Genomic DNA, 18730 nt, shown 5'->3' on the forward strand with positions numbered 1-18730 from the left:
GTGAGGTGGAGGGTATGAAAATAGATGGCATTCAAGAATCCGCGGAAAATCGTAACCAATTAGACCGGGAAATAATTAAACAAAATCCACTGGCAAAAGAAGTGACGAGAGCCCAGATGACTACCGAAGTTGCAACAGGAAAAACACCGCCCGTATCATTTTCCTTTCAAGAGCTAAGTAATTTACAACTGAGTAGAACCGCAACAAATTTAGAACTATACATGAAATTAATGATGAACAATGCTAAAAAAGCCAATGACTTAATTTTCTATGTGATGCGTGCTGGAATTAAAAATCCGACTGATTCAACAAAATGGCAAACAGTTAGAAGAGAAATTAGCAGCCAACTAAGCACGATTTTAATGAAACAACATAATTTTGAAGCTTATTTTTCAGAAAACCCAGCAAATCAAAAACTTTTTTTAGCCAATCAGAAGATAATGAACGAAATATCGTTTCTGCTAAAAATGCTACCAACTTTGACATTTGAGACAACTGGCAAGTACGATTTCTTGCGGACGATGCAAATTGCTTCCGGAAACATGGAAAAAGGCATTCAAATGATGCGCGAGTTTCAAGGACACATCGAGCATGCGACGAAGCTAGATCCGATTGTGGAAGCAAAACAAGAAACGAACTGGATGATTAAAGTTTTGCGTGAATTTGGCAATATGTTTCACGCACGTCACTTAATGCCGTATGAACTACAAGCTGAAAACATCAATATTTGGAAAGTTGGCAGTGAATATTTAAAAATGATGAACCAACTTTTACCTCAAATCGGCGCTTTTCCAAATGGCAATATCCAAATTTTTCATCAGCAAGCAACCAAACCACTAACAGAACTATTCCAAGAGTTGCAAAGATTAGCTGATGGACAAATGACGCAAGGAAGTATCGCTGTTATTTTGGACCGAATGCAAGGACAATTAACTAGACTGTCGCAACTTTTCCAAAAAATGGAAGTGGAGGCAGGTTTTACAGATGCTGAACGAATTTTAGGAAGTGTTGACGCCGAATCTGCTAGTGACATGACAAAAATGATGCTATTAGCGCAACAAGAAATGTCATTTTTAGATTTATTAGTTAAAGATTTCCGGAGCGTGTCGAAACAACCAGTCTTTTTTTTGATAGTAGCCATTTTTATTATTTTATTATTTTTTATTTTATTTTAAAAAAGATATTTTTTAAAAAAATATATACTTTTTAGGATTGTTTCAGTATAATTGAATAGAAAAATAACGTTTAGAAAGCGAAAATGAGTTTTTCGGGGGAAAAAGGATGAATAATGTTTCAATAAGCCAGATTTCGCAGTCCAAACAGACAAATTTAGTTAGGGGAATGCAAGAATTAAACCAAACGCAGCAGCTTTATTTCGAGCAAATGAAAGCAAATGGCAAGAAACAAAGTCCATCCCTTACAGAAATCAAGGAATTAATTACCGAAGTTACAGATAAAAAAACGCTCGTCGAAATGGATATGACGGTCGATAACGTTTTAAGCTATAAAAAAGCTGTCCAATCATTTTTGAATTTTTATGTAAATAATGTGATGGATTATGATAATGTCGAAAGCAGGCATCCAAAATATGGGTTTTCTCAAAAAATGACGATTTTAAAGCAAGTAGAAAAACAAACAAGTGAATTAGATGATGTGATGAATTTAATTGATACAAAAACTGGACATTTAGACATGTTAAACCGAATTGGTGAAATTACTGGCATGATTCTCGATGTTGTATTGTAGGTGATGGGAATGCAGGAAGAAATCCAAAAACAATTGGAAAAATTAATTGAATGTAATGAAAAAGCGAATCAAGAAGCCATTTTATTAGGAAAACTAATTCAAGCCGAGAATTGGTTAGAAGCGGAAGAGCACCAATTAGGGCTTCAACGTGAATTAGCCATTTTACAAAAAGAATATGAAAATCTGAGAGTGGCGATTGGTGAAAATAGTACCTTACAACAATGGCAAAGAACTTTGACACCAGCTGAAAATGCACTCATTAATGAACGAAAAGGCTTACTGCTTGAAAAAGAAGCTGCTCTAAGAATAAGCGTGCAAGAAAATCAAATTAAAACCGAAATGCAGCTAGCGTTTTCTGAACATATGGTGGATGTTATTACCGGCCATCACGCAGAAACGCAAGCCGAAAATAATATGATGATTAACGAGACTTTTTAGTAAACGGAGGGATTTTTTGTGCGTTTAAGTGATTTTAATACGTCATTATCGGGCATGTCAGCGGCGCAAATCGCTAATATGGTCGCTCAGCAAAATATTAGTAATATGAATACGCCAGGCTATATTAGGCAAGCAGTGGATCAACAAGCGATTTATAGTGATGGTGGGCTTCTAGGTGGAAACAAGCAAACGGGATACGGAGTCAAAGTTACAGACATAAAACGACTGACCAATGTAGCACTTACGACGCAATACAACAATCAAATTGCCAAACAATCTGCTTCGTTATACGAAAGTGGCGCATTAAACCAAGCATTAAATTTATTTGGAACACCTGGTAAAAATACGCCAAGTGATAATTTAGATAACTTTTTCACTGCTTGGGGTGCACTTGCAAAAAATCCTGACCAAGCAACCAATACAACTGCTCTTCTTTCGAGCATGACGATTTTTACCGATCAATTAAACCAACTTCATTCAGGCTTAAAAGAACTAGAAACAACCATTACTGCTGACACAGAAGCGGCCGTGAAAGACTTAAACACATTAATTAAAAAACTAGGCAGTATCAATAAAGCAATTGGGAATGCTGGTTCCAACCCACCAAACGATTTACTAAATCAACGTGACCAACTTTTAACGACCATGTCAGGATATGCAGGGATTTCTGTGAGCGCACACCCGAATAATCCGGATGTATACGATGTGACAATTGGCGGTCGCTTAGTTGTTCAAGGCGACGAAACGACTGAAATCACTTCAACGCGTACAGCAAGCGGTTTTGAATTCTCCGTAAGCGGTCAAACGCTCCATATGCCAGAAGGTTCCATTAGTGCTTCCGTTCGCGTCAATCAAAACGAAATTAAATCCTATCAAGCTAAAATCGAAACTTTTTCAAATGGCTTAGCGAAAGCGCTAGATGATATTCAAGTAAAAAACGTCAATAAAACAATGGACGATTTACAAAAAATAAATGATGCGCTCCAAGCAAATCCAAATGATGAAAAACTACTTAGTAATCGCGAAGAACTTTTACGTCAATTGGAAAAATTCCCTGGGGTAACACGCTCTGGAGACACAATTGATATTGGTGGGACGAGCCATTCGATTGATTCACTTGGCACAAGCACGTATGTAAATGATGTGAGCGACTTTTCGATACCAATTTTTGTTCAAAATGCGGGAAAATGGATGATTAATCCTACAATTACAAATAATGCAGAAAACAAACAATTCTTAGGTGTGATTGCGGCGGATATCGCTTCTTTAAAAACAGATAAAAATATCGAAGGAACCACTTTTCCAAATTTTATGGACGGAATAATTACCGAAGTAGCAACAGATGCAAGTAAAAGTAGTGCAACATCTACCGCAGATACACAGGCTTTAAGTTCACTTTCAGAGTCAAAATCGTCGCTTGAAGGAGTCAATATTGATGAAGAAATGACGAACATTATGCAGTATCAAAGCTATTATGTAGCAAATACGAAAGCAATGAATACTGTAAACGATATGATGAAAGCACTCTTAGCAATGTTATAAGGAGGAAAATGATGCGAATTTCAACGAACCAACAAGCAAATACCATTATTAATCAGTTGAACAATGTCTCAGGAAATCTTGCTAAATACCAATTACAAGTTTCATCTGGGAAGAAATATGAGTCAATGAGCCAAAATCCTGGTGCGACGGCGCAAATTTTATCCTATAACCACGTACTTAGCCAGTTAAACCGCGAAAAGACTGATGTGACAGAAGCTAAGTCGTTACTAAATACGGCAGAAACATCCCTTTCTTCGATGACAACCTCGATGAACCGAGTGAACGCATTAGTCTTACAAGCGATTAATGGCACGAGTGATAAAAATAATATGTCTCAATCGGCCGAAGAAATTAAAGGATTACTAGGTGTACTTCTTTCCGTTGCTAATGCAGAAGATGATGGACGATACGTTTTTAGTGGGTCAAGCACTAGCGTTAAGCCCTTTACAACCGATAAAACAACCGGCGAAATCATTTACAATGGAACAACCGAAAACAAAAATTTCCGTGTTACTGACACGCTCGAAGTCGAAGTTTTCCACGATGGAAGCGCGATGACCGATGTATTCAATAATATCCAAAAGATTGTCGACGCAATGAAAACTGGCGACAAAGATGCGCTTTCTGGTTTGCAAGAAATTAATAGCCAAAATATCGAAATTATCACCAATTCGATGACAAATATTGGCGGGGAAAAAAATGGTGTTGCTGCTTATGATAATGTACTTTCCAGCAAAATCACCGACTTCTCAGAACGTAAATCGAATGTAGAAGAAGTGAACATGCCAGAAGCAGTAAGCAATTTAAATAAAACATCTATTGCCTACCAAGCAGCATTACAATCAAGTGTCATGGTACAAAAATTAAGCATTCTAAATTATATGTGAGGTGAATCCAAGTGGGAAGTTCGATTGCAAGCAGTTTAATGGACCCAACGCAATATTATTCACAATTTATTAGTCTTCAAAAAGCTAGTTTGGAAAAAGCAAAAACGCCTTATCAAAACCAAATTTCTAGCTATCAGTCAAGAATTGATCTTTACGCTAGTTTGAAAAATGCCTTATCTGATTCACTGAAAACGATGAGTTCTTTTACTACATACGAAAGCAAAACAAAACTCGCAACATCATCTAATGAAACAAGTTTTACCGTTTCTTCGACGAGTAGTTCCGTCAATGGCAGTTATTCGATTGAAGTTGAGAACCTTGCAACAGCAGACACATACAATAAAGCAGTTCCAGACATTGAAGCAAAAATCGGCGTGAGTGGCACGATAAAAATCAATGGCAAAGAAATCAAAGTAGACGCAGATAGCTCAATGAAAAATGTCATGAATACAATTAATAGCGCCGGAGCTAAAGTGAATTTATATACGTTAGGCGAAAATATGGTTGTGACTTCAGCAACAACAGGTGTAGAAAACAGCATCAAATTCGAAGGTGACGCCGCTGTTTTAGAAGCGCTCGGTTTAGTACAAAATTCTCCAGACCACTTAGCTGCCGAAGATGCCAAGTTACGAATCAACGGGGCAACTGTCACTAGCGCAACGAACAAAGTAACAAACTACATCCCAGGAGTTACGATTAACCTCAAAAAAGAAACCACTGGGACAGAAAAACTAACTATCCAAGATCAATCCGATGAAAATGCCGCGAAGATGATTACTAGTTTTGTAAATACATACAACGCACTAACAAGCACAATGAAAACTTATACGGGAAAAGGAACTATTTTACAAGCCTCTCTTGCCGACTTAGAAGCTAATCGCGCACTAAACAATGTTTTCCAACACAAAAAAGATGGAAATACTTTATTTGATTTTGGTATTAGTGTCGACAAAGAAGGCGTTTTAAAAGTAGATGAAACAGCAATGAAAAAAATCGTAGCCGAAGATCCAACCGCCGTTGAAAGATTTTTCTTTGGTATTGGTGGGCTTGGCGACGAACTTTATCAATCTTTGAACAAAACATTTGGCTCTACTGGTTTTATTACAGACGAAACTACCTCGATGTCGAATGAAATCAATAAATTAAACCTAAAACTAACCGATATTACTAGCAGAAATGACACACTACTAACGAATATTACCAATCAATATAATAAATGGCTGGAAATGATGCAGGCGATGCAAAGTGATGCAATGACACTAGACGCGCTAATTGACGGCATGAACAGTTCTAATAAATAAACAAGGGTAGGTGGATTAAATGCAAGCTTGGAAACGGTATACCCAAAATGAACTAAGTACAAGCAACCCCATCAAAAATACGATTTATATATACGAACGTTGTATTATCGAATTTAAAAAGTTAGAAAAAGCACTAGAAGCACTACATTTTTCTGAAGCAGATTTGATTCTCGATAAAATGGAAAAAATCTTTGAAGAATTAAAATTACAACTAAATCCAGAAGCCGGTCAAGAATTATACGATAATATTTTTGGACTATACGAATGGATTTCCGAACAAATTCGCCAAATGCAATTACTAAAACAACCAGTTAACATTAACACAATCATTCACGTCATCACGCAGCTGAAAGAAGGCTACGAGGGAGTGATGAAACATGAATCAAGCAAAGACACATTTGGCTGAGTTAAAGGCGATGTTTCACACAACAGGCCAATTAACCGTGTCACTGCAAGAATATCAAACCAAACTAAAAGAACTTCTTAAAAGCGCTGAAACGATGCCAAACGACCAAAAGAAAGCATTTTATCAGGAAACAAAAGCAGTCATAAATAAAGGCCTCCTTTTTACCGAAACGCAATTAGAACGAACCGAAAATGCCTTTACAGAAAATAAAAGTCGTCAAGCCGCCAACCGAAATTATGCGAAATTTTTCTAAAAGAAAGAAGGAAACAATCAGTGGAAAATTACACTACGCATATTGGTAATTATTTAAATTATCTCCAAACTGCCAACCAAGTAGTTTCGAATAATATCGCCAATGCCAATACATCGAATTTCAAAGCAAGTGAGACGAGTTTCGAGGAATCGCTTGGATCAAGTCTTCGTCCGTCTGGTCAAAATAATGAGGCAACAACGGGCAGTTTAACTAAGACGAACAGCAAACATTTAGCTGGCACAGAAATAGACCAAACAAATGCGAAAGTAACAACTAAAGGCGGTTCTATTAATGAAGATGGCAACAATGTAAATGTCACTTCTGAAATGATTAGCTTAACGAAAAATAACCAAATGTACGCGCTCGCGATCAGTGCACTCAACTACAATTCATCAATCAACACAGCAGCTCGTGGAAAGTAAGGTGAAAGGTCATGTTTGAAGGGATAAACACAAGTGGCTCAGCGTTAAATGCTGCGAAACAATGGATGGAAGTTAGTTCTAATAATATTGCGAACGCGGACTCAAGCGCCGCACCTGGCGAAACACCTTTCCTTAGAAAACGTGTCGTCATGTCAGAAATAAGCCCATTCGAAACCGCACTTACCGGTACAAAAGGCATCAAAGTAAGCGAAATATCAAGCGATACAGGCAGCGTCAAGCGTGTCTATGATCCAACACATCCAAATGCAAATGAAGCTGGCTACGTAAATTATGCAAACGTTGATATGACTGCCGAAATGACCAATTTAATGGTCGGTCAAAAAATGTATGCTGCAAATACTTCCGCTTTACAAGCAAATGAAAAAATGATGGAAAAAGATTTAGAGATTGGCAAAGTATAAAGGAGTGTCGTAATCAATGGCAATGGAAAGTATTAATACAGCAAGCGTCATGCCCAAAGTCACGCTTTTAGAAACCGCAAAAACAGACAACGCGGCTGGTGCCGGAAATACCTTCACGCAAATGCTGGATAGTATGAGTGATGTACAATCAAACGCACAAAATTCCGTTTCCAACCTATTAACTACCGGAGAAGGAAATGCAAGTGATGTACTTATTCAAATGAAAAAAGCAGAATCAGAAATGAAAACTGCTGCGGTCATTCGTGATAATGTAATCGAAAGCTACAAACAGCTTTTAAATATGCAAGTGTAGCGGTTAGACTAGTCGGGGGAGTTTTAGTCAATCGTTCACACGAGAAAAATGGAGCGAAGTTTTTAAAATGGCAAAAATAAAAACAATGTATTCGAAATTGAAGAATTGGCACAAAGGCGCGATTTTTGTCGGCCTTTTTGTCGTAGTCACGGTCTTTTTACTCTATTTAAACACGCCTAAAACAGAAATTACACTTTATAAAAATTTATCAGAAACAAGCCAGCAACAAGTTACCGATCAATTAGCTAAAATGGGCGTTGATTACACCGTCGATAAAAGCGGTAATATTTTAGTAGACGAAAAAGTCGAGACACTCGTACGCGATAAATTCGCCGATCTAGGCATACCATACACAGGTCAAGACGGTAACGACATTTTACTTAATAGTTCTCTTGGTGCCAGTGAAGAAGATAAAAAAATGCAAGAAAAAGTCGGAACAAAAGTTAATTTAGAAAAAGAAATCGTTCAAAGCTATGGAACAACAGTAGATAGTGCCTCCGTGCAGCTAACATTACCAGAATCAAGCTCGATTTTTGAAGAAGCTAGCCAAAAAGGAAGCGCCGCAGTTACACTTAAAACCAAAAACAATCAAACACTGACGAGCGAACAAGTCCTTGGCATCCAGCGAACCGTAAGTGCAGCAGTACCAAACGTTGCTAGCGAAGATGTAGCAATAATTGATACGAAAAATGGCGTTATTTCAGAAGCAGATACATCAAAAGAAGAAGGCAGTTCCGCGTACAAAAATGAAGTAGACATCCAGAATGCAATCGGAAAAAACGTTAAAACTGACATTGAAGGCACACTTTCGAGCATTTTTGCCTTAGATAATTTCCGTGTCAATACAAGCGTTACCGTAAATTTTGATGAAATAAAACAAAACACTGAACGTTATCCAAATGACGGAAAAGTTCGTAGTAATCAAAAAGACACCTCGACTGACACATCGAAAGGTTCCACAAATACAACCGAATCAGGCACCGCTGCTAATGCTGACGTACCAAACTACACAGAAGAAAACGGCGGGGACACGAATACATACACCAGTGAAAAATCAAGCGAAACAACCAATTACGAATTAGACTCCACTATCCAAGAAATCAAAAAACACCCAGCACTTGCGAAAACAAATGTGGTTGTTTGGGTAGATCAACAAGCATTAAACAATAACGGCGTAGATATGGCTGAATTTACGAAAGCAGTGGGCGTTTCGGCTGGATTAACTCCAAATATGGCAACTCCAGAAGGCGCCGAAGAAGGAGCAACTCCAACTTTTGAAGGCACTTTCCAAAACGGAGACGTAACCATCATGCCAATTCAGTTCCTAGATAACCAAACACCAGTAGAAAAAGACGCCGGGAAAACTCCTGAACCAGCAAGTAAAGCTTGGATTTGGTGGCTAGCAGGTGGTTTACTATTTGCAATTATTGCTGCTGGAATCATCGGCTACATTATCTTCCTTAAACGTAAAGAACAACTAGAAGAAGCACTCGAACCAGAAGAAGTAGATTACATCCCTGCCGAAGAAGCAATCGTTATGCCAGAGGATCATCCAGATTTCAATTTCCAAACAGACGCATTCCACTTATCTGAACCAGAACTGAAAGCTAGAAAAGAAAGCTTGAAAAATAAACTCGGTGAAATGGCCAAAGAAGATCCAGGGCGCGCCGCCGCAGTCATCCAAAAATGGCTGAATGAAAGGCAGGAATAGAAAATGGCAGAAACACTAAAAGAAACCTTAGAAGATACAATGTCTGAGCAAGAAGCAGTTACAGAAGAAGAAACGTCAACAGATGAAACCACAACACGGACATCAGAATCAGGTATTTCAAGGCGTGAAAAAGCCGCTCTTATTATTTGGAGTCTAGAGGAAGAAATCGCGACAGAAGTTGTTGATTTACTACCAGATGCCTCCAAACAACGCCTTGCGCGCGAAATGGCTAAAATGAAAGAAATGGACGGAGGAGCGGTAGAAGAAGCAACCAAAGAATTTTTAGGTGAACTAGAACTTCTTTCCGGAGGCATTGCCAAACTTGACCGTGAACATTTACAACGTTTATTCCCAGATATGACAACAGAAGAGCTAAACCAACTAATTTATGGCGTTGAAGCAGAATCCAGAATCGGTGAAACAGCACTAGATATTTTACGCGAAATTGATGATGTAGACTCATTATTCACGATAATAAGCGATGAGTCTCCACAAACAATAGCGATGATTGCTTCCTACATGAAACCAGAAGAAGCCTCCAAATTACTCGCACTTTTACCTGAAGAAAAAATGATTAATACCGTCATCGGCATCGCTAGCTTGGAGCAATTTGACAGCGAAGTCATGCAAAATGTATCGAATTTACTACGAATTAAACTAGACACAATGTCGAATAGTTCTCTAAACAAAACCGATGGAATTAAAAATGTCGCGAACATTCTAAATAACGTCACGCGTGGCTTAGAACGGACGATTTTTGAGTATTTGGATGTCCAACAAGCAGAACTTTCCGAACGAATCAAAGAAAAAATGTTTATGTTTGAAGATATTATCTTGCTTGATAACATGACCTTACAACAAGTACTAGCCGAAATTCAAGACAACAACAAAATCGCCCGCGCACTCAAAAACGAAAAAGAAGAACTCAAAGAAAAAATCTTATCTTGCGTATCGAAAAACCGTCGCGATATGATTACCGAAGAACTAGAAGTCTTAGGCCCAATCAGACTTTCAGATGTGGAACAAGCACAGCAAGATATTGCGAATGTTGTTAAAAACTTAGAAAAAGACGGAAAAATAGTTATTCAACGGGGTGAACAGGATGTCCTTATCTAATCCGCGCATCCCGAAAACCGACGTAACGCTATCCGACGTGAAAATGGAACTAATTTATTTGGATGACATTGCCGAATCAACAGAAGTCGAGTCCCCCTATGCAAAAGAACTAGAACAACTTGAAAATCACCAAAAGGAACTCGAAAAACATAAGTCAACCATTGAAATCGAACAACAAAAAATAGCAAAGGAAAAAGCCCTATTAGCTGCTGAACGCGCAGAAATTGCTGAACTGAAAAAACAAGCAGCAACAGAACTCGAACAGCAAAAAATAGCTTTTGAACAAGAAAAAGAACAAATCTATCTAACCATTACCGATTTTCTGTGGGATGAAAGCATTGATCTTGCCGAAAGGATCGTCCATCAAGCAATTGATACACGCCAAATCGAAGTCTTGCCAATGCTAACCGAAGTCATCCAAAAACTCCCAGTAGCTTTCGACAAACTAAACGTCACAACCCACCCAGAAACATTACAAGCACTAAAAGAAGAAAACACCGGCACAAAATACGACTGGCTACTAGAAAATATTCACTGGAATTTTGACATGAGACTTGATTACGGCGAATTCACAGTAGAAGAAGAAAAAGAATACTTTGACTACCGAATCACCGAAATCTTCCAGACACTTCATACACAAAATGACGAACGGAAAATTCTAGGAGGCGATAATTCGTGAACTGGTCGCCTAAAACAAAAGCCTGGCAAGAACTGAAAAACACCGTACCTTACATCCAAAAAGGCAAAATCCACACCGTTCAAGAACAAATGTATATTTCCAAAGGCCCGCAAGTGAAAATTGGCGATACAGTCATGGTCGGTGAAAATAAAGTCCTTTGCGAAGTTATTTCCATTGAAAAAGAAAACAATATGCTATTGCCATTTAATCAAAGCGATAAGGTGGCATATGGCGATTGGGTTTACGTAACGGATACCAACATCACCATTCCAGCGGACGAATTTTTACTTGGAAAAGTGCTAAATGCTTCTGGAGAAATTTTAAACGAAGAAGCTGGCACGGCAAAATATAAGCAAAAAATGCCACTGGAAGCACCACCAATCCATGCGTTTAATCGCGCAGAAATTACCGAAACGCTTGAAACTGGCATAAAAGCAATTGATGGCATGTTAACAATTGGTATTGGTCAAAAAATTGGTATTTTCGCCGGATCCGGTGTCGGGAAATCGACTTTGCTAGGTATGATAGCTAGAAACGCAAAGGCGGATATTAATATTATCGGATTAGTTGGCGAGCGGGGCAGGGAAGTAAAGGATTTTTTGCGGAAAGATCTCGGTGAAGAAGGACTGCGTAAAAGCGTTATCGTTGCAGCTACTTCTGATGAAAGTCACTTAATGCAATTACGAGCTGCTAAACTTGCTACATCCATTGCAGAACATTTCCGCGATCAAGGAAAGACCGTTTTGTTAATGATGGACTCTGTAACACGTTTTGCTGACGCCAGAAGAAGTGTTGATATCGCTGTTAAAGATTTACCAATTGGTGGAAAAACATTATTGATGGAATCTTATATGAAAAAATTACTTGAACGTTCCGGAAAAACAGAACAAGGCTCGATAACAGGTATTTATACTGTTCTCGTCGATGGCGATGATATGAACGGACCAGTACCCGATTTAGCTCGAGGAATTTTAGATGGGCATATTGTCTTAACCAGAGACTTGGCAACAAAAAATCATTATCCAGCAATTGATGTTCTTAGTTCTGTTAGTCGAGTAATGGAAGAAATCGTTCCCGAAAGCCAGTGGGAAATGGCCTCGAAGATTCGTGAATGGATAAGTATTTACCAAGAAAATGAACTCTATTTCAAACTCGGAACCATCGAACAAACGAGCGATAATGCCGCCATTTTTACAAGTAAAGAAAAATCATATTTTATTCATCAATTTTTGAAACAATTGCGAGATGAAAGTGTCACGCTCGAAGAAACAAATCAATTGATGGAAACTTTAATATAAAAAGGAGTATCGTCAGTGAATCCAGTAGAACAAATAATGAGTACAAGACAAGCCGAGTTCGCTAGCGCCTTCGAAGTAGCGAAACAATCTGCAACCACTTTTGAAACTAAATTAAATGAACGATTAAACAGCGGAACTACGGAAACAAAAACGACCAACATTCCAACCGTAACAGCTACCGAACTAAACCATGCTCGGGTAGTCTACGAAGCATTAATTAACCAAACGGAAACCAAGACTACTAAAGCTCCGACCAGCGCAACCGAAAAAACAGCTAGCTCTGAATCAATCAATTGGAATAACTATCAGATCAAAGCAATCAGTGCGGAAAATGAAGGAAAGTATAGCGAATTAATTCAAACAGCTGCAGCCAAATATGACGTTCCAGAAGCACTCATTAAGCGAGTTATCCAAGTAGAATCTAATTTTAATCCAAATGTGGCTTCAAGTGCAGGAGCTACAGGCCTTATGCAACTGATGTATGGAACGAATCGAACAGATCCAGCCACAAACATCGATTCAGGTACGAAACAGCTAGCAGGCTATATCAAACAATATGACGGCGACTTAAAACTAGCGCTAGCAGCTTATAATGCCGGGCCAGGAAATGTTCGTAAATATGGCGGCATTCCACCATTCAAAGAAACACAAAACTATTTAACGAAAATTATTGGATAAAGGAGATAAAGTGATGGGAAACTGGCAACAAAAATGGGAGTCTTGGCGAGATATGACCACAGCGATGCAGCAAGAAATCAACATTGAAGCTGCTGAAAAAGTGACTACCTACATAAAAAATGCCCAATTTGAAGAAGCCATTAGTGTGATTAGACAAACGGAAACCCTTCTAAACGAACTCGATTTTGAAGCGAAAATGGCTCGAGTAGAAGAACAACTTCAAGCTTTTACAACCGAACAGGAAGTAACGAAATCCTTTGAAGCAAGCCAACTTCAAAACTTGGAAAATCCATTTGTAAATGTAACTTTAGATTTGTCAGAGGTGAAATCAGCAGCTATCAACCAGTTCACAAAACGTGATTTCAAATTAGTAGACTCAAGTGAAATCGATATGCAATTTTTAAAAGGTAACCGTAATTTCTATTTAACTATTTTTAATCCTGAAGAAGATACGGCTGTGCATTACGCTCAACTGGGTGAAAAATGCCAATACAAAAATATTGGTTTTATTTGTCAAACCGAAGCAGCAGCAAAAATCGCGACGGATCTTACAAACGAATGGCTTGAAACCCTTGAAGCTCCCAAAAAGAAATTTTTAACAATCAATATTGCTGACCTAGAAGCAATGAAACAAAATCCGGAAGTGCTTTTTCAATAAGGAAAAGCACTATCTTTATAATGACTTTTATTTCTAAATGTAGCCACAAAATAATTTTTCTTATGCTCTATTGCTATATAAAAGTCACCTTGTTAGTCCGTTGTTTAATTACTCCTATTCTTGCAAAAAGGCGGTTTTTATTTATGCGCAGTACAAATATGATTTATGATAGAAGGTTTATGGAATTGCGCTGAATGAAGATGGTGGTTCAGCAGAACAAGGATCATTCATAGTGCATCTTGCTAAAACAAAAGAGAAGCCTAATGCCAAATCTGAAAATAAGTTAACTATTAACGAGAAAAAACTTTTACATACAGGCAATACAAATTCTGTAGATATAATTGACGACTTGGCTCTATGAGAAGGTGTGTGGTTGTATTTTAGAAAAAGACAATCAAAGTAAAAAAGTATTGTAAGCACATTTATCAATAAGTTAAAATAAACTGTAGACAAAGTGAGAAGTCATTTTGCCTACAGTTTTTTATTACATAAATAAACAAGAAGCTAGTATTACAGAAAAAAATCCCAGCTGAATATTCTTTCCATTTTTTATCTAAAAACTCACTAAATGCTCATAAAAAATGGGACTGAAAATGTTATACTAATAGTAAGAAAAAATAAATTTTATAAGAGATAAATAAAAGAATCACTATTTTTCAATCGGGAAAAGCGTATAAATAAAAGAACAGGTTTCTTTCGATTGTAGAAAATATCCATAGAAACCAATCATTTACATTTTACATGACTACATCATTTGTAAGCTAAAAAAGAAAAACTCTAAATCGAAAAGGATTTGTTAAGATGGAAACAAACACACATCTCCCACAAGGCTTATCCAGCGAAGAAGTGAGGGAGCGGGTTAGAAACGGACAAGTCAATCATGCGCTTAAACCACTAACGCGTAGTATTGCTGGAATTATTCGCGATAATACATTTACGCTCTTTAATATTATTAATGTGGTGATTGCAAGTTTTATTATTTTTGTAGGAAGTTATAAGAATTTACTATTTCTTGGAGTGGCCCTTTGTAATACTGCAATGGGAATTTTTCAAGAGATTCGAGCAAAGCGTAATATCGATAAATTAACAATATTGACACAAGCCAAAGTGAAAGTCATGCGCGACGGAAAACTTTGTGAACTAGAACAAGGAGAAATCGTACTTGGTGATATTATGGTTTTAAATCGGGAAGATCAGATTTGCGCGGATGGAGTGATTTATCGGACAGACGGCTTAGAAGTTGATGAGTCGCAATTAACCGGCGAGTCAGAACCTGTTTTAAAAGGATCTAAAGACACAGTAATGTCGGGAAGCTATATCGTAAGTGGGCAAGCCTATGTGGAAGTTTCGGCAGTTGGAGAACAAAGCTTTGTCTCGAAAATTTCCATGGAAGTGAAGCAAGAGAAGCGTCCTGATAGTGAATTAATTCGCTCTATTAAAAAGATTATAAAAGTGCTTACTTTCATTATTATTCCACTAGGATTAGCCTTGTTTTTCTCGAAATATTTTCAAGATTTGCCACTTAAAGAATCAGTGCTTGGGACCTCAGCTGCAATGATTGGGATGATTCCAGAAGGCTTAGTGTTACTAACAAGTATTGCACTCGCAGTTGGTGTCATTAATTTAGCAAAACAAAAAGTCCTTGTAAAATCTATGCCTTGTATTGAAACACTTGCACGTGTCAATGTGCTTTGTTTAGATAAAACAGGAACGATTACAGATGGAAATTTAGATGTAACAGATATCGTGCTGAAAAATCCAAATGTCTCTGCCGCTCAAATAAGTGCGAGCGTTAGTGCGATAGTGAGTTCACTAACAGATAATAATGCGACTAGTATCGCTTTAAAAAAACATTTTACGGAAAATCCAGAATGGCAAGCTACTACCTGTTACCCTTTCTCTTCTGCTAGAAAATGGAGTGGTTGTAGCTTTGCTGAAAAAGGAACATTTTTAATTGGTGCACCAGAATTCCTTTTCCAAGACTTATCGATAGAAAATAAGCGAGAACTAGATGGCTATGCACGCGAAGGATTTCGAGTTTTAGCGGTAGCTCATACCTCTGAACAAATGAAAAAAGCTGTTTTACCCGAAAAAAGTGAGTTGCTTGCTTATATTTTGCTTGCCGATAATATTCGTGAGGAAGCACCAAGTACCTTTGCTTTTTTTGCAAATGAAGGTGTATCCATCAAAGTGATTTCTGGGGATAACCCTGTTACTGTTTCCAATGTCGCTGTTCGTGCCGGAATCGCAAACGGAGATAAATTTATTGATATGAATACCGTTAGTGAAAATGCAGATATGGAAAGTTTAATTGAATCATACACTGTTTTTGGTCGCGTTACTCCACACCAAAAAAAATCACTAATTAACGCATACCAAAAACAAGGTCATACTGTAGCGATGACTGGAGATGGTGTCAATGATGTGCTCGCTTTGAAAGAAGCAGACTGCAGTATTGCAATGGCTGAAGGAAGTGGCGCGGCACGCAGTGTTTCGGATTTCGTGCTGTTATCCAATAATTTTGACTCCATGATTGATGTGCTTCGCGAGGGACGCCGTGTTGTTAACAATATTGAACGGGTTGCTGCACTGTACTTGATTAAAACCATGTATTCTACAGTTTTAGCACTTACCTTCATTTTTGTACCGGGTGCCTATCCATTCCAACCAATTCAGCTTAGCCCGATTTCTTCATTAACGGTAGGAATTCCATCATTCTTCTTAGCACTAAAACCAAATTATGAACAAATCAAAGGGCAATTCTTGCATAAAGTTTTACAAACCTCCGTGCCTGCTGCAACTTGTGTCATTGCTTATATCATGTTGATTTTAGCATTTGGTAATATGTTAGGATTAACTTTTGCACAAACTTCAACGATGAATGTAATGCTCACGGGTGCAACCTGTTTTGTAGCTTTAATTAGTGTTGGACATCCATTTGGTCCAAAAACAAAATTACTTGTCGGAACAATGATGGCTGCATTTGTTTGTTTATTCTTGTTCGCTGGAAATATTTTTTCGTTAGTCTCGATTTTTGATTGGGAAATGATGCTCATTTACGTACCACTTCTCATTTCTTGTGGCCCATTATATTGGTTTATCAGACATGTTATCATGCGCTTTTCTTGGGCAGGAGCACATGATTAAAATAGTAACTGGCATGCTTTTGAATCAGCTAATTCAAAAGTATGCCAGTTTTTTATTTAAACATAGCTGTTGACATCCACCCTACTTTGTATTACTATGTAGTTGTACCTAGTAATACAAAGTAGAGGAGTGAATTCGAGTGAGAGGACTAACAGAGCTACTTAAAGGGAGTTTAGAAGGCATGATATTAGAGCGCATTTCCAGAGGCGAAACGTATGGTTACGAAATCACGAAATACCTCAACGATTTGGGTTTTGATGAGATAGTAGAGGGAACGGTATATACAATTCTCCTCCGTATTGAAAAAAAAGGATTAGTAGAAGTAGAAAAGAAAAAATCGGATTTAGGTCCAGCTAGAAAATTTTACACATTAAGTGAAAGTGGCAAAGAAGAGTTAGCGCTTTTTTGGAAACGTTGGGAATTTATTCAAGCGAAAATGATTCAAGTAAAAGGAGGGCAAGTATAATGTTTAAATGGTATAAGAAATATCGTGAAGAAAAACGAGATTATAAACTATATAAGAAAAGAATTGCTGCTTTGCCTGAAGACTATCAAACTGCAATGAAAGCAATCGAAACCTATTTATGGAGTTTTGCTAAAGGCGCAGGGATGTTTTATGTCTTAAAAAACGTCTTAGAAATGTTTGAAAATGCTGTCGCGGATAATCTCGAATTAAAAGCAGTTGTTGGCGACGATTTAGCTGAGTTTGCTGATAATTTATTACTTGAATACCCCGAAGAAACATGGCTAGACAAAGAGCGTAAAAAACTACGCAAATCAATGAAATAGGAAGAAGGGCTAATCATGGCTATCATTGATATTCAGCAAGTCAAAAAGAATTTTAAAAAGCAAGAAGTTTTAAAGCAAGTCACCATACAAGTGGAAACCGGAAAGATTTACGCTTTACTAGGTGCAAATGGAGCAGGAAAGAGCACACTGCTTAAAATTATCACTGGCTTACTCTCAAGTGATGGCGGAGAAGTAACAATCAAAAATTTATCCGTCCAAAAAAATACCAAAGCAGTACAGCGTTTATTTAGTTACAATGCGCAACAGGCTAGTGTAGACGAGGTGCTGACTGGATATGAAAATTTACTGTTAATCGGAAAACTCCGCCACGAGAAACGGCCAAAAGAAGTCGCACTTTCACTTTTAGAACAATTTGGCTTATTAGATAGTAAAGACAAGTCTGTCTCTGCCTATTCAGGTGGAATGAAACGCCGCCTTGACTTAGCTATGAGTTTGGTTGGGGATGCAGAAATACTTTTTTTAGATGAACCAACTACTGGCCTTGATCCAAGCAGCCGTTTCGAATTATGGGAAGTTATTCAAAAACTCAAAAACAAGGGAAAAACGATTTTTCTAACGACGCAATATTTAGAAGAAGCAGATAAATTGGCCGACACGATTGGTTTCTTGAAAAATGGTGAAATTATTGCGACAGGCACGCCAAAAGAAATGAAGCGTTTAGCTGGGGAAAACAGTCTGATGCTTACATTCGCTCCAACAGACATCGAAAAAGCAAAAGAAGTACTCAGAGCATTTAATCCAAAACAACTAAGCGATGTAATTTTATCAGTAGAGCTTGTGGAGGAAATAAAAACGACTTTAGACATTTTGAAAGAATTATCTTTGAATCAGCTTGAGCCACAAGACTTTGAGACTATTCGTCCAACGCTTGATGACGTATTTATCGCGTTAACGAAAGGGTGA

Annotated in this window: 21 protein-coding genes; all 21 read left to right on the plus strand. The window is 37.8% G+C overall.

The features are described from left to right. Positions 1 to 14 precede the first annotated feature (14 nt). The gene (locus tag JL53_RS04140) at positions 15 to 1175 is read left to right on the plus strand and encodes a hypothetical protein (protein ID WP_038406853.1); all 1161 of its coding nucleotides are present in this window, start codon (positions 15 to 17) and stop codon (positions 1173 to 1175) included. 106 nt (positions 1176 to 1281) lie between these two features. Continuing rightward, positions 1282 to 1746 carry a YaaR family protein gene (locus JL53_RS04145; RefSeq protein WP_012985063.1) on the plus strand — a complete coding sequence of 155 codons (465 nt, stop codon included), beginning with the start codon at positions 1282 to 1284 and terminating at the stop codon, positions 1744 to 1746. 9 nt (positions 1747 to 1755) lie between these two features. Next, the gene (locus tag JL53_RS04150) at positions 1756 to 2184 is read left to right on the plus strand and encodes a hypothetical protein (protein ID WP_038406854.1); all 429 of its coding nucleotides are present in this window, start codon (positions 1756 to 1758) and stop codon (positions 2182 to 2184) included. An 18-nt stretch (positions 2185 to 2202) separates the two neighbouring features. Next, positions 2203 to 3726 (plus strand): flagellar hook-associated protein FlgK, encoded by a 1524-nt coding sequence (flgK, locus tag JL53_RS04155; protein ID WP_038406855.1) that lies wholly within the window; start codon positions 2203 to 2205, stop codon positions 3724 to 3726. An 11-nt stretch (positions 3727 to 3737) separates the two neighbouring features. After that, a complete protein-coding gene (locus JL53_RS04160; RefSeq protein WP_038406856.1) occupies positions 3738 to 4613 on the plus strand; it encodes a flagellar hook-associated protein 3 in 876 nt (291 codons plus the stop codon). A gap of 11 nt (positions 4614 to 4624) precedes the next feature. Then, positions 4625 to 5914, plus strand: coding sequence for a flagellar hook-associated protein 2 (locus JL53_RS04165; protein WP_038406857.1), 1290 nt, complete (start codon positions 4625 to 4627; stop codon positions 5912 to 5914). 19 nt (positions 5915 to 5933) lie between these two features. Continuing rightward, on the plus strand, positions 5934 to 6320 hold the full coding sequence (locus tag JL53_RS04170) for a flagellar export chaperone FliS (protein WP_038406858.1): 387 nt from the start codon (positions 5934 to 5936) through the stop codon (positions 6318 to 6320). Next, positions 6292 to 6573, plus strand: a complete 282-nt coding sequence (locus JL53_RS04175) for a hypothetical protein (protein ID WP_003746110.1) — start codon at positions 6292 to 6294, stop codon at positions 6571 to 6573. Before JL53_RS04170 ends, JL53_RS04175 begins: the two co-directional genes overlap by 29 nt. Positions 6574 to 6593: 20 nt before the next feature. Continuing rightward, positions 6594 to 6995, plus strand: coding sequence for a flagellar basal body rod protein FlgB (gene flgB, locus JL53_RS04180; protein WP_003718855.1), 402 nt, complete (start codon positions 6594 to 6596; stop codon positions 6993 to 6995). A gap of 11 nt (positions 6996 to 7006) precedes the next feature. Beyond that, positions 7007 to 7417, plus strand: coding sequence for a flagellar basal body rod protein FlgC (gene flgC, locus JL53_RS04185; protein WP_038406859.1), 411 nt, complete (start codon positions 7007 to 7009; stop codon positions 7415 to 7417). A gap of 16 nt (positions 7418 to 7433) precedes the next feature. Next, entirely contained in the window at positions 7434 to 7730 is a 297-nt protein-coding gene (fliE, locus tag JL53_RS04190) for a flagellar hook-basal body complex protein FliE (protein ID WP_038406860.1), read from the plus strand. 67 nt (positions 7731 to 7797) lie between these two features. After that, a complete protein-coding gene (gene fliF, locus JL53_RS04195; protein ID WP_038406861.1) occupies positions 7798 to 9441 on the plus strand; it encodes a flagellar basal-body MS-ring/collar protein FliF in 1644 nt (547 codons plus the stop codon). A 3-nt stretch (positions 9442 to 9444) separates the two neighbouring features. Then, complete coding sequence (locus tag JL53_RS04200) at positions 9445 to 10557, plus strand: flagellar motor switch protein FliG (protein ID WP_038406862.1); 1113 nt, start codon at positions 9445 to 9447, stop codon at positions 10555 to 10557. Further along, a complete protein-coding gene (locus JL53_RS04205) occupies positions 10544 to 11236 on the plus strand; it encodes a FliH/SctL family protein (RefSeq protein ID WP_038406863.1) in 693 nt (230 codons plus the stop codon). Before JL53_RS04200 ends, JL53_RS04205 begins: the two co-directional genes overlap by 14 nt. After that, positions 11233 to 12534, plus strand: a complete 1302-nt coding sequence (fliI, locus tag JL53_RS04210) for a flagellar protein export ATPase FliI (RefSeq protein WP_038406864.1) — start codon at positions 11233 to 11235, stop codon at positions 12532 to 12534. The genes JL53_RS04205 and fliI overlap by 4 nt, the downstream gene beginning before the upstream one ends. 15 nt (positions 12535 to 12549) lie before the next feature. Further along, complete coding sequence (locus JL53_RS04215) at positions 12550 to 13212, plus strand: lytic transglycosylase domain-containing protein (protein ID WP_038406865.1); 663 nt, start codon at positions 12550 to 12552, stop codon at positions 13210 to 13212. A 13-nt stretch (positions 13213 to 13225) separates the two neighbouring features. Then, entirely contained in the window at positions 13226 to 13870 is a 645-nt protein-coding gene (locus JL53_RS04220; protein ID WP_038406866.1) for a hypothetical protein, read from the plus strand. A gap of 801 nt (positions 13871 to 14671) precedes the next feature. Continuing rightward, positions 14672 to 17017: a cation-translocating P-type ATPase gene (locus JL53_RS04225; RefSeq protein ID WP_038406867.1), complete on the plus strand. Its 2346-nt coding sequence runs from the start codon at positions 14672 to 14674 to the stop codon at positions 17015 to 17017. A gap of 139 nt (positions 17018 to 17156) precedes the next feature. Continuing rightward, on the plus strand, positions 17157 to 17483 hold the full coding sequence (locus tag JL53_RS04230; RefSeq protein WP_003718869.1) for a PadR family transcriptional regulator: 327 nt from the start codon (positions 17157 to 17159) through the stop codon (positions 17481 to 17483). Further along, positions 17483 to 17806 carry a DUF1048 domain-containing protein gene (locus JL53_RS04235; protein WP_003718870.1) on the plus strand — a complete coding sequence of 108 codons (324 nt, stop codon included), beginning with the start codon at positions 17483 to 17485 and terminating at the stop codon, positions 17804 to 17806. The genes JL53_RS04230 and JL53_RS04235 overlap by 1 nt, the downstream gene beginning before the upstream one ends. 15 nt (positions 17807 to 17821) lie before the next feature. Beyond that, on the plus strand, positions 17822 to 18730 hold the full coding sequence (locus JL53_RS04240) for an ABC transporter ATP-binding protein (RefSeq protein ID WP_003718871.1): 909 nt from the start codon (positions 17822 to 17824) through the stop codon (positions 18728 to 18730).

Source organism: Listeria ivanovii subsp. londoniensis (assembly GCF_000763495.1).
Taxonomy (GTDB): domain Bacteria; phylum Bacillota; class Bacilli; order Lactobacillales; family Listeriaceae; genus Listeria; species Listeria londoniensis.